13 protein-coding genes are annotated in these 12,444 nt (G+C 46.3%); 7 read left to right on the forward strand and 6 right to left on the reverse strand.

The features are described from left to right. Position 1: 1 nt before the first annotated feature. From ACYVE4_RS21580 to ACYVE4_RS21590, 3 genes are read right to left on the reverse strand one after another with little or no spacing between them, the layout of a single operon-like run. Positions 2–1,150, reverse strand: coding sequence for an amidohydrolase (locus ACYVE4_RS21580; RefSeq protein ID WP_461042315.1), 1,149 nt, complete (start codon positions 1,148–1,150; stop codon positions 2–4). Between the two features lie 25 nt (positions 1,151–1,175). Continuing rightward, a complete protein-coding gene (locus tag ACYVE4_RS21585; protein ID WP_461042316.1) occupies positions 1,176–1,445 on the reverse strand; it encodes a hypothetical protein in 270 nt (89 codons plus the stop codon). Between the two features lie 19 nt (positions 1,446–1,464). Then, the gene (locus ACYVE4_RS21590; RefSeq protein ID WP_461042317.1) at positions 1,465–3,021 is read right to left on the reverse strand and encodes a S10 family peptidase; all 1,557 of its coding nucleotides are present in this window, start codon (positions 3,019–3,021) and stop codon (positions 1,465–1,467) included. 233 nt (positions 3,022–3,254) lie between these two features. Between ACYVE4_RS21590 and ACYVE4_RS21595 the strand changes: the two genes are divergently transcribed. The 3 genes from ACYVE4_RS21595 to ACYVE4_RS21605 all read left to right on the forward strand — a co-directional run bounded on the left by ACYVE4_RS21595 (position 3,255) and on the right by ACYVE4_RS21605 (position 6,072). After that, on the forward strand, positions 3,255–4,529 hold the full coding sequence (locus tag ACYVE4_RS21595) for a M20/M25/M40 family metallo-hydrolase (protein WP_461042318.1): 1,275 nt from the start codon (positions 3,255–3,257) through the stop codon (positions 4,527–4,529). Between the two features lie 190 nt (positions 4,530–4,719). Continuing rightward, a complete protein-coding gene (locus ACYVE4_RS21600; RefSeq protein WP_461042319.1) occupies positions 4,720–5,724 on the forward strand; it encodes an NAD(P)/FAD-dependent oxidoreductase in 1,005 nt (334 codons plus the stop codon). 27 nt (positions 5,725–5,751) lie between these two features. Then, the gene (locus tag ACYVE4_RS21605; protein WP_461042320.1) at positions 5,752–6,072 is read left to right on the forward strand and encodes a 2Fe-2S iron-sulfur cluster-binding protein; all 321 of its coding nucleotides are present in this window, start codon (positions 5,752–5,754) and stop codon (positions 6,070–6,072) included. A 92-nt stretch (positions 6,073–6,164) separates the two neighbouring features. Here the strand turns inward: ACYVE4_RS21605 and ACYVE4_RS21610 are convergent, their stop codons facing one another. Next, positions 6,165–6,671, reverse strand: coding sequence for a GNAT family N-acetyltransferase (locus tag ACYVE4_RS21610; RefSeq protein WP_461042321.1), 507 nt, complete (start codon positions 6,669–6,671; stop codon positions 6,165–6,167). A gap of 106 nt (positions 6,672–6,777) precedes the next feature. On the opposite strand from ACYVE4_RS21610, the gene bla reads away from it, so the two are divergent. From bla to ACYVE4_RS21625, 3 genes are all read left to right on the forward strand, one after another. Further along, positions 6,778–7,818 (forward strand): class A beta-lactamase, encoded by a 1,041-nt coding sequence (gene bla / locus ACYVE4_RS21615; RefSeq protein ID WP_461042322.1) that lies wholly within the window; start codon positions 6,778–6,780, stop codon positions 7,816–7,818. A 5-nt stretch (positions 7,819–7,823) separates the two neighbouring features. Continuing rightward, positions 7,824–8,393 (forward strand): Crp/Fnr family transcriptional regulator, encoded by a 570-nt coding sequence (locus ACYVE4_RS21620; RefSeq protein ID WP_461042323.1) that lies wholly within the window; start codon positions 7,824–7,826, stop codon positions 8,391–8,393. Between the two features lie 154 nt (positions 8,394–8,547). Beyond that, positions 8,548–8,913, forward strand: a complete 366-nt coding sequence (locus ACYVE4_RS21625; protein WP_461042324.1) for a DoxX family protein — start codon at positions 8,548–8,550, stop codon at positions 8,911–8,913. A gap of 51 nt (positions 8,914–8,964) precedes the next feature. On the opposite strand, the gene ACYVE4_RS21630 is transcribed toward ACYVE4_RS21625, so the two are convergent. Together ACYVE4_RS21630 and ACYVE4_RS21635 are read right to left on the reverse strand one after the other, a co-directional pair. Then, a complete protein-coding gene (locus ACYVE4_RS21630; RefSeq protein ID WP_461042325.1) occupies positions 8,965–10,062 on the reverse strand; it encodes a GntR family transcriptional regulator in 1,098 nt (365 codons plus the stop codon). Positions 10,063–10,329: 267 nt separating this feature from the next. Then, positions 10,330–11,448: a glycoside hydrolase family 88/105 protein gene (locus tag ACYVE4_RS21635; protein ID WP_461042326.1), complete on the reverse strand. Its 1,119-nt coding sequence runs from the start codon at positions 11,446–11,448 to the stop codon at positions 10,330–10,332. 237 nt (positions 11,449–11,685) lie between these two features. Here ACYVE4_RS21635 and ACYVE4_RS21640 point away from each other — a divergent pair, with 237 nt between their 5' ends. Beyond that, entirely contained in the window at positions 11,686–12,420 is a 735-nt protein-coding gene (locus ACYVE4_RS21640; RefSeq protein WP_461042327.1) for a (Fe-S)-binding protein, read from the forward strand. Positions 12,421–12,444: the final 24 nt, after the last annotated feature.

Genomic DNA, 12,444 nt, shown 5'->3' on the forward strand with positions numbered 1-12,444 from the left:
ATTACTGAGTAAGCTGATTATCAATTAATTCTAAAAATAGTCGCGCGGCTGGTTCGATCAGGTTATCGTTGAAATCGTAGTCGTCGTTGTGCAGGGCAGGAGAGAGGATTCCATTGCCGATGCCGAACATGGCTCCTTTGTGATGTTGAGTAAATAGTCCAAAATCTTCACCCCATTTAAACGGCTCCTGTTTTTCGATAAATGGATAGCCTAGTTTCTGCGCACTCTGTTTAATGTGTTCAAAACAGTCAGGATCGTTTTCATTGGCGAAAAACGCTTCGGTATATGATGTAGCTATCTCAATTCCAGTACCTTCGGAAAGCTTCGCGAGTAACGTTTGTAATTCCTCCGTCACCCATTCCATCCGTTTGGCGTTTCGAGTGCGTAGGGTTAAATGAACTTCGCCATATCCTGCCGATACGCCATACGATTTTTCACCCATTGTCGTGTAAATCGGCGTGATAAGCGTAAAATCGTCTGCCTTTGGATCAACGTGTTGTAATTGCCGCGAACGTAGGATGAAGTCGGCCATTAAATAGGCTGGATTTATGCCTTTTTCGGGTTCGGCTGAGTGCGAAACTCTGCCGGTAAATGTAACGATTACACTAAGGACAGAGGCTGTAAAGGGACCAGGTCTGCACACGATAATGCCTTCTTCATAGCCGGGTAAATTGTGCAGAGCAAACACTTGATCGGGACGAATACCAGCGAAAGCAGGGTCGTTGAGTACGGCTTCGGCGCCCTTTCCAGTTTCTTCGGCGGGTTGAAAGAGCAAATAAACGACTCCTTTCAGAATAGGTTTTTGAGCCAATAACGACGCCAGCCGAGCGAGAATCGCAGTATGTCCATCGTGACCGCACTTATGGGAAACCCCTTCATTCTGGGATTTGTGTTCAAATGAATTGACTTCCTGAATTGGCAGCGCATCCGTATCCGCCCGAATCAGCGTAACGGGGCCGTTATCATCTGTACCATATTGTAGCAATACACCGGTTCCGCCCACATCCACTAATGAAATGGGGGCAAACTGCCGCACAAAGGCCTTGATTCGCGCTTGCGTTTCAATTTCCTTACCAGAGACTTCCGGATGTTGGTGCAGCTCGTGCCGAAACCGAATGAATGTATCGATGCTTTCCGACGACATGGGCATAAAAGTCCTGCCAGTAAATTAATTTTTAGTGTTTAAGCCATTCCCGAAAGGTAGTCGGCCGATTGTCGATCAAACTGTAGTAAATCCCTAATGCGCTATTAATCAATAGGCAAATCAGCACAGTTGCCACTTGGCCTCTGCTGCTTTTCATCGGAATAACCATAACGAACATCACTAACCAGACAATCATCATGACCACGGCAATCGCTATTTTCTTAAATCGTTTCATGATGAAAGGATTGGTTAGAATCAAAACTTCCCGAAAGCGCAAACCTTCGGGAAGTTGATTCGACATTCATAGTTTATAAACAAGCCTACTTGCTACCAGAATATTTAGCAGGAGCACTGTTTTTTGGGATGCTTTTCTGGATGAATTTCCGCAGGTTTTCGTTGCTGGTGGCCAGGTCTTCTTTGCGGAGGTACATCATGTGTCCGCTCCGGTAGCCTTCCCAATCCATCCGATCTTTCAGCTTGCCACTGGCGTTGATCTGCCACATGCTGTATTTGGCGTTGAAATAATCACAGGCGCCGTCGTAATAGCCCGATTGAACCAGCAAATGCAGATATGGATTTTGATCCATTGCCTGACGCAGATCTTCGCCTGTGTGGTTGTTCGTATTGTCCCACGGGAACGTCGGGCCGAACATGTAGTATTTCAGATCTGTTTTGTAATTAAGCTCCTCGCGCATAAACATGTTGATGGCGGGCGTAAATGAGTGCAGCCATGACGTCAATTCTGAATTATATTCAGGGCTAACTCCCGCATCTTTGCTGTCCATACCCAGGTAACGCGAATCCAGACGGCCAACGGTCTGGCCTTTGCTTCGCAGAAGCTCTTTCCAGAAGAAATTCGTTGGCACATCGAGGTTCTGTTGCATCACGGACGTTTCCGACAAGCCTGAGTAGCGGGCTACTTTGGCCGCAATTTCTTTCCGTTTCTGATCGGTTAAGGAACCGGCCATTGCCAACGCTGGCAAATATTCCTGAATGGTGAAATTTTCGACCTCAGGTAATACCTCAGTCAAATCTTTCTTCTGTAAATCAGCTGGTAACGCTTTATGATACCAGGCCGTAGCAGCAAAATAAGGGAGTTTCAGGGCCCCTTGTGCCGGCCCATCCCGCTCAATACCCAGACCCGTTGGCGAAACAAGAACAACGCCGTTCAGGTACATCCAGTGGGTTTTCTGTAATTCCAGCGCCAGGCCGGATACGCGCGTAGTACCGTAGCTTTCGCCGATCAGATATTTTGGTGATGCCCAGCGGTTATAACGGCTTACAAACGTATTGATCCAGTCGGCCAGATATTTAATGTCAGCGTTAACGCCGAAGAACAGTTTAGGCGCTGGAACATCTTTGTTCGCAGGTCTCGAAAAGCCGGTATTGACAGGGTCAACGTACACGATATCAGCGACATCCAGAATGGAATTTGGATTGTCTTTGATCCCGTAAGGCTGAATGGGATAGCCCTCATCATCGACTTTCAGAATGCGCGGCCCTGTATAACCAATCATCATCCATACCGACGCTGTGCCAGGGCCACCATTAAACGAAATGACGAGTGGACGTGTCGACCGATCGGTAACGTCTGACCGTTCGAAATACGTGAAAAACACGCCTGCAACGGTTTTACCTTCTTCATCCCAAACGGGAAGGGTACCCGCCGTTGTTTTATAAGGCACTTTTTGCCCTTTGATTGTTACCTGGCCATTGGTAACAACTTGCGTGTCAATGGTTAAGCTTCGAGAGGAAGCCGATGGTTTGTCTTCTTTGGCGGCCGGCTTTTCGGTAGCCGCTGGTTTTTGGGTAGGTTGCGCGTACAAACTGACAGTTGCCAGGCACACGGCTGTCATTGCGAGGAAAGCTTTTTTCATGAATACGGTTTGATGAGTGAGCTGAAATGATCATTTGGAGAATGATCGATTTGCGCATCGAATATAGGTAGAATGGCTCTAAACTCCACAGGAAATGCTGGCTTATAGGCTAATATCAGTAGTTGTCACGTAATTCGTAGAAAGGAACAAAGTAAAAGTTGGACTAAACTAAATGAGCAAATTTTCGAGAAGAAATTTTTCATAGTTTAGGCGTTCTCCGTAATTAATTCGCTATGAAACAGATCTTCCTCGTCTTACTTATTGTCAGTTTTAGCGCTTCAGCACAGTCGCTTTCCAAGGTTGAAACCGCTGTTATAAACAGTGTAAAAAGCCGAATGTCAGAGACCGAAGCTTTTCTGGAAAAGGTAGTCAACATCAACAGTGGTACACTGAATAAAGAAGGCGTTCGGCAGGTTGGCAAACTTATGTCTGATGAGTTCGAAAAACTGGGTTTCAAAACGGAGTGGGTTACATTACCAGATTCGCTTAATCGGGCTGGTCACTTGGTAGCAACTCGCCAGGGTAAAAAAGGAAAGAAACTGTTCTTGATCGGGCACCTCGATACGGTATTTGAAAAAAGCCTGCCGATGGAGCCCTACAAACGTGTCAACGATACGACCGTTACGGGGCAGGGCGTGAACGATATGAAAGGGGGCGATGTCGTCGTGATCGCTGCTTTGAAAGCGTTGCATGAACAGAAGTTGCTCGACGACACCTCAATTACCATCTATTTTACAGGCGATGAGGAAAGTTCGGGCGGGCCTGAGAGCCGCCGGGATTTCATTGAACGCGCCAGAAAATGCGATGTAGCCTTAGCTTTCGAAACAGCACAGGGACTTGGCAGCGTTACTACTGGTCGACGGGGAGCGAGTGGCTGGACACTGAACGTAAAAGCGCGTTCTGGTCATTCCTCACGAATTTTTAGCGACCTGGGTTACGGTGCTATTTACGAAGCCGCCCGTATTCTGACCGAGTTCCGACGAACACTGGGGCAGGAGCAATACCTGACTTTCAATCCCGGTTTGATTGTGGGCGGAGCCGAAGTGAAATATGACGAAAAAACGGCGAAAGCTACGGTTGATGGAAAAACAAATATTGTAGCCGGTACGGCTTTAGTGAAAGGAGATTTACGATTTTTGACGGAAGATCAGAAAGAAAAAGCCCGCGCTAAAATGCGCGAAATTGTGGAGAAGAGCCTGCCGTTGACCAAAGCAACGATCTCGTTTACCGACGGTATTCCTGGTATGGAACCAACGGCCGCGAATGACGAACTGCGAAAACAGGTCGATAAAATTAGCCGGGATATGGGACTTGGTCCCGTGTCGGCTTTTGATCCGGGAGCGCGGGGGGCTGGCGATGTGTCGTTCGTTGCCAAATACATGCCTTGTCTGGATGGATTGGGTGCATCAGGCAAGGGCGCTCATAGCATCGAAGAAACGATGAACATAAAAGAATTTCCCCTCCTCATTCAGCGTGCTGCCCTGATGATTTATCGCATGACACGGTAATTTTCAAATCTATAAGGTCGCTGAAGACCTTATAGATTTGTTCTCGAATCCATTCCGTTTCGTTATACTGCATCACGATTTATGATGTAAGTGACCAATCGTTTACCTCTACTTTTGCCCCAGCATCAGTCCTTCACACGGTTGCCTTGAACACCGGATGAGAGACGAACTTAATTAGGGTAAAGACGACATGATAACGACGGATATTTGCATCATAGGGGCAGGGCCAGTGGGGCTGTTTGCCGTTTTTGAAGCGGGTTTATTGAAAATGCGCTGCCACCTGATCGACGCTTTGCCGCAGGTAGGCGGGCAACTTTCGGAAATTTATCCACAGAAACCAATTTACGATATTCCGGGCTATCCAGAAGTTAAAGCGCAAACACTGGTCGATAATTTAATGGATCAGATTGCACCGTTCAAACCCAGTTTCACGTTGGGCGAACGAGTCGAGACGCTGGAACGACAGGAGGATAATTCGCTTATTATTACAACCAACGACGGTACGGCTGTACATGCTCAAGTCGTCGTTATTGCGGGTGGACTGGGCTGTTTTGAACCGCGCAAACCTGAAATCATCAACCTGGAACGGTTTGAAGGAAAGGGTGTTGCCTATATGGTTAAGAACCCCGAAGCCTTCCGCGATCGTCGGGTTGTGCTGGCTGGCGGTGGAGATTCTGCCCTCGACTGGACTATTTTTCTGGCCGATATCGCGCAGGAAATCACGCTGGTTCACCGGGGCGATTCGTTTCGGGGAGCGCCTGATTCTGCGGAGAAAGTAGTAGAATTAGCTCGTCAGGGCCGTGTTCGGCTATTGCTACAATCGAATATTACGAGCATTAATGGCAATGGCCACCTGAAAGAAATCAGCATTACGGCTAAAGATAAATCGGTAACTACGCTCCCCGCCGATCACTTAATTCCACTATTTGGATTGACGCCAAAACTGGGACCAATCGCTGACTGGGGACTACAAATTGAGAAGTCTGCTATTCAGGTTAATACAGCTGATTATTCTACCAACGTCGAGCGCATTTACGCAATTGGCGATATCAATACCTATCCCGGCAAGCTTAAACTAATTCTGTGCGGATTTCACGAAGCCGCACTTATGTGCCAGAGCGCCTTTCACTACGTGTATCCCAATCAGAAACTAAGCTTTAAATACACGACTGTAAACGGAGTTCCGACTTTTTAAAATCAGTCGGCTAACGACTTTTTTACCATGATTACATTCACTATTGAAGACCGCAACGGAGAGCGGAAAAACCTGGAAATTCCCGAAGGCATTAACCTGAGCCTGATGGAAGTGCTGAAAGCCTCGGACTATAACATTCTGGCGACCTGTGGCGGCATGGCCCTCTGTGCGACCTGCCACGTCCAGGTCTTGGCTGGATTAGAGGCTTTACCTCCTGCACAAGACGCTGAATTAGATATGCTCGATACCTTGCCCGCTGCCGAATCCGACAGTCGACTGGCGTGTCAGATTCGCGTCAACGAAACATTGGAAGGGGCTGTTTTCGCTATTCGAGGTGAAGCGGGGTGAATTATAGTTTCCCCGATTTTCAAAGAAATAACCATAATCGTCCAGCGGTTGTGATTCTTAGGAGCTCTGTTACAGATAGTTATTTAGAGTAGTTATTCCTGAGCATTAAATGCGTCGTGGTAGCGTACTGTCCCGATAGGTACTTCTTCCCTGAAAGATAGAACTTGAAAATACTCGGCAGGGATTCCTGGCAGTACAAGATCAGCATTGGTTTTGAATCCAAATCGCCTATAATAAGCCGGGTCACCTACCAATACACAACCAGCTCCGCCCAATTGCTGCAATTCCGTAAGCGCTGCGTTTACCAATGTAGATCCGATACCCTGATGTTGTTGGTCAGGCCATACCGAGATTGGCCCTAAACCGTACCAGCCTGTAGCTCCTGACGAAATTGTAACGGGTGAAATGGCTACATGACCAAGAATTACATCATTTTCTTCGGCCACTAAAGAAATTGTCAATTGTCCAGCACGTCGCAAGGCATTGATAATAAATTGTTCAGTATGATCTGAGTGCAGTCCCGATAAAAATGCCGCTTGGGTAAGCTTTTCAATCGTATCTACATCGTTTGGCTGTTCATGACGAATATGAATAGGCATGACCTTTGGGGTAATTTTGACTCGTTAAGGGCAAGATCGCGCAATTGTGCAAAACTCATCAAAATACTATATTGAGCCATACAAAGCCAATACAGCCGACTTATCAATGAGTTATTCTACAAAACTTCTTCCTCTTCTTCTCCTTTTCTCCGCTCACCTGTCGATAGCGCAAAAGCAAAAATCGACAAAACCAGCTACTACAGAAACCGCGTTTGTGGTTCCGGCAAAACTTGAGCAGGAACTCCTACGGTTATCCGGATTATCAGGGGGAAAAGTGGGTATTTGCGCTGTGCATCTTGAAAGTGGCAAAACGGTCAAGCAGAATGGGAAAGAGCCTTTTCCGATGGCCAGCTCGTATAAAGTAGCCATTGCGACACAGCTCCTGACCCGTGTCGATAGTGGAAGCCTCAATCTCGATCAGCTTGTTACGCTGACAAAAAATGATTTGCACCCCGGAAGCGGCATGTTGACGGATCGGTTCAACTGGCCCAATTCGACTAGTCCGGGAGTTGCCTTATCAGCCAGAAGTTTAATGGAATTGATGCTGCTGATTAGCGACAACAGTGCAACTGATATTTGTCTGCGATTGGCGGGTGGGCCAGTGGCTGTGAATGCCTGTCTGAAGCGACTGGGTATCGAAGGATTGCGGGTAGATCGCCCAACGGCCTGGCTCATTGCAGATTGCGTAGGTATTCCGATGGATATGAATCAGGGGTGGTCGCCTGCACGGTATGATTCACTGGCTAAACTGAGCAAGCCTGAAACGCGCGAAGCCAGCTACGTTGCGTTTGAGAATGATATTCGAGACACATCGACACCCGAAGCAATGACACTTTTGTTAACGAAATTGTATACCCAACCCATTCTCAAACCCGATAGCAAAGCCCTGATTCTAGACATCATGAAACGCTGCGAAACAGGCTTTGCCCGATTAAAAGGAGCGCTTCCACCGGATACGGAAGTGCTGCACAAAACAGGTACAATTGGCCTGACTGCCAGCGATGTCGGTATTATTACGTTGCCCGGAAATGCGGGGCATCTAGCTATTTCTGTTTTTGTGAAATCGTCTAAAAAAGACGGTCCCACTCGCGAACGGACGATTGCTGAAGTAACCCGAACCTTGTACGATTTCTTTATTCTTCAATAAGTTCTATGGAACGGAATGCGTTTCTCGAAGCTGTTTGTCAATTCACGCCCTTGTCAGAAACTGGGCAGGAAGCTTTGCGGAACGTTCTTCGTCGATTCGAATTTCCGAAAGGCCATATATTGATTCAGGCGAATACCATTTGCCGATACGTATATTTTATCGAAACTGGCCTGACAAGAACTTATTATTACAAAAATGGGAAAGACGTTACTGATTGGTTAAGCGCCGAGGGTCAGTTTGCCGTTTCGATCAGTAGTTTCATTACCCAGCAACCCGACCGCCGTATTGTTGAAGTGCTGGAACCGTCGGTACTTTGGGCGATTCCGCATACAGATCTGGAAAGACTTTATTCGCAATATCATGAAATTGAACGGTTAGGGCGATTGCTGGTTAGCCATGGTTTATTGCTAGTACAACAACGCTTCGACGAGTTACATTTTGCGACTGCTTTAGAACGATATCAAACGCTGATGAGTCTCAATCCCAGTTTCATACAACGAGTGCCGTTAGGCATGATAGCTTCGTATTTAGGTATGACGCCCGAAACCCTGAGCCGGATGCGAGCGCAGATTTAGCATAAGGGAAAGTACTTTTCTAGAATGTAGAACACGGATTGGACTAATCTGTGTAATCAAATCAATCCCAAAAATCCCGGTCCTTTTTTGATAATTATCAAAGGATTGCTTCCTGGCGATGTTCAGTTTTGTTAACAAAAAATTGAACGCGATTATGAATACTGCGCTTTGGATTGCTCAGGGGTTTTTAGCTGTTGTCTTTACATACTCAGGCTGGATGAAATCGACCCGAACAGCTTCGCAATTAGTAGCGATGGGGCAAACGGGTGTTGAGCATCTCGCCATCCCCGTCATTCGATTTATTGGTATTTCAGAGTTGATTGGCGTATTGGGTTTACTCATTCCGTGGTATACGTGGATAATGCCCTTGCTGACACCAATAGCAGCTCTTTGTTTAGGGACTATTATGCTGCCAGCAAGTGTAATTCATTACCGTCGTCATGAATCCCAGAATGTGCTGCTCAATCTAGTTGTCTTATTGCTGTGCGCCTTTGTCGTGTATGGAAGGATTAGTGAATGAGCGAATGAGTAAATACCATCCGGTATACTCATTCACTCATTCACTAATTAATTACAACGATCCGCGCCGGATCATGTAGAATGGGTTTTTTACTTTAATGCGCTTATTATCAAGCAGGAGAGAAGCGGCTGTGTACCCCATCGCTTCAAAATCTGTCGTGACGACTGTAATGTTTAGCAACTCCTTTAGCGTTGTTTCATTAAAGGAAATAATGCCAATTTCATTACCTAGCTCATACTTCGATTGACGAGCTTTCTTCACCACTTCCGACAAATCCGTTTCCTCAATAACAACATAAGCCGTACCCGACTGGAGTCTCTCATGACAGGCGCTCTCTTTAATAGAAAACTCTTTATTGTAGTTCACGCAGAATGAGCGGAAACCGTGCGCAATTTCAATTGGATGGTTTCCATCACCCGGCATGATCAATACCATTCGCTGATATTTCGCCAGCAAATCCTGTGCGTTTTCCAGCGATTCACAGATGTCTTTGTCGAAATTCTGATAGACGGTTAACGGAGCGTTGGCTAACTCCAGAACGTCGCGATCCAGCAAAACCAGCTCATTGGTTGGGATGGTTTCCAGCACACGCATGTAATCCGCTTTGTCCAGATCCTGCGTGAAATGGGGCATCACTACGTAATAGTTGTACTTGCCCAGATTCTTCTCAATGATTTCCCGAAAATGAAACGCGCTATAGTGATGAATCTGAAGATCGACGGTCGCTTTATCGCCGAGGGCTTTCAGGAACGCGTAATAAATGATCTTTTTATACGAGCTAAGTTTATTGAAAATCAGCAGGATTTTTAGTTTGGGCGTCGTATTCGTCTGCACATAATAGCCCTTTCCCTGCACCGATATGATGTAGCCATGCTCCCGAAGTTCGCGGTATGCTTTCTCCACCGTATCGCGCGCCAGATAGTATTCCACACTTAATTCGCTGATTGATGGAAGCTGCTCATTATTTTTTAAGACCCCTCGCTCAATATCGGTAATTACTGACTGGACAATCTGTTTATACTTAGGGGTTTTGTCTTTCGGGTTAAACTGAAGTTTGTAGGTCGGAACGGATGTGTTACGATAGATATCCACGAAACCATCCTGTGGTTGACGTTTCGTTAGGGCGGAGGGAGAAAATTTAGCTACCATACTTCCATAATTAGTGGATTTTTCACAGGTATTGGCTAAGCAGCGGCTAATTACCTATGATCCAATCTATTCATAAGCTTCTAAAAAAAAGTAGACATAAAGAAGAAATAATCTAACTTTTTCTATGCAAACGTTCTCGGGAACGTTACCAAAAATTATTTAAGTTAAAATTCAGATTAAAAAATGAGGGTAAACTACCGCCTATGGTTGATTTACACACAAAATTTTTAATGAGTAATACATTGAGATTTTGTATTTATCAGAGATTTAGAGTTTTCGCAAGCCCCGAATCTTAATAACTTCCGATCCGGCCAGCAAGAAAGCCCCTGACCCATAAACTTCCCAGCTATCGGCACTAAAATTTCGACGCGGATCGGCCCCAATTGGCTGAACCCAACCAACCCGACCTTCGGGCGAAACCAGCGTATTGAGTGCTACCCATGATTTTTGAACGGCAGGTAAATACGTTTTCTTGTCCAGAATTCCCTGATTGATTCCCCAGGCCAACGCATAACAATCGAAACCAGAACCGCTGCCTTCGCCACCTGGATACGCATCGGGATCGAGCAAACTTGATCGCCAGAGGCCATCTGCTTGTTGAAGAGATACTAACCGAGCGGCCATTTCCTTGTATAAATCCACGTACCAATCGCGCGTTGGGTGGTTTTTAGGAAGTTCCTGTAAGAGCAAAACAAGTCCGCCCATAACCCAGCCATTTCCCCGCGACCAGAAAAGCTTTTTGCCATTACTTTCTTTTTTCCCCTGACCAGCCGTGTTCCACAAATACGTCGCATCGCGGGCAAACAAATGTTCTTCTGGGTTGAAGAGGAGCTTGTAAGTTTGCCGGAACAGGCTATCATTCAGCGTATAGTAGGAAGGATCTTTTAGGGTTGTTCCTAATTTAGCTAACACGGGTGGGGCCATAAATAAGGCATCGCACCACCACCACGTAATGTTATGAAGCTCCACTTCTCGCCCAGGGAACCGACTCATTTTCTGTACTGTATCAATCGTCGGTTGAATCATCCGGCGGTCTTTTTTGAGACGGTAGAGGTTGATATACGTCTGAGAAATGGCAATATCGTCGGCATGATCGAAGCGCGAACCGGGCTGCCATTTCATCCGCTTACCCATCGCCATCAGCGAATCCAATACGACAGGCGACTTTGTGGTTTCGTAGGCGGCATAGACACCCGCGTAAAAAGCGCCATTTGTCCAGTCGTTGGCTTTATGTTTCGGATGCTTCAATTGCCAATCGACCACCTTCAACATAGTACTTTTGATATAGTCGGGCGAAAAGACAGACGTATCAGCTGCGCCAAAGCTGGCAGTTATCAGCACTATGAGGCTGAACGTCACGGCTCTGGTTGGGAATAGATTGATCATGTATGATGTAGGGCTTACTAATTTTTAATCTACCTGCAAGTTTATGAAAAGACGGCACCTTTTGCTATTCTACGTTATTTTTTAGCTAAGTCATTAAAAAAACATTTATAGGACAGTACAGGAAGGCTTTACGTTGTAAGAGCGGTACTTTTGTAGTGAATCCGACTTTATTCGTTTAGTATCCATCGGTTGTACCGAAAGGGAGGGCGAAGAGCCTGGCTATTGTTTGATTTATCTATGAAAGTTGGCTTATTTATTCCGTGCTACATCGACCAGTTTTATCCGCATGTGGCGATTGCCACGCTGAAATTGCTGGAAAAAGTTGGCTGCGACGTTGAGTATCCTTTACAGCAAACCTGCTGCGGCCAGCCAATGGCTAATTCAGGCTACGAACATCTGACGGGCGGCTGTAATGACAATTTCGTGCGCAATTTTGCTGGCTATGAGTATATCGTTTCGCCATCGGGAAGTTGTTCGCTACACATCAAGCATCACCTGCACTCGTCAAATGAAACCGAAGCTTCGGCGATCCGCTCTCGCATCTACGAACTAACTGAATTTCTAACCGACGTCGTAAAAGTCTCGAAATTAGAGGCCACTTTCCCGTATCGGGTTGGGTTGCACCAAAGTTGCCACGGACAACGCGGACTGGGACTGGCGCAAATGTCGGAATTAGTCGCTGCGCCTTTCTCTAAACCTGTTCAGTTACTCAATATGGTTGATGGATTGGAGTTGGTGCAACTGGATCGACGAGACGAATGCTGCGGATTTGGCGGTACGTTTTGCGTAACGGAAGAAGCCGTATCGGCGAAAATGGGGAAAGATCGTGTGGCGGATCACCTTCGTCACGGCGTCAATTACATTACAGGCGTCGATGTGTCGTGCCTGATGCATATGGAAGGCATTCTAAAACGTGCCAATTCAAACGTACAGATAAAACACATAGCCGAAATTCTAACGGCAACGGTATAAACGTTTTTGGTGTTTCAAGTTGAA

The sequence above is a fragment of the Spirosoma harenae genome (assembly GCF_054776975.1).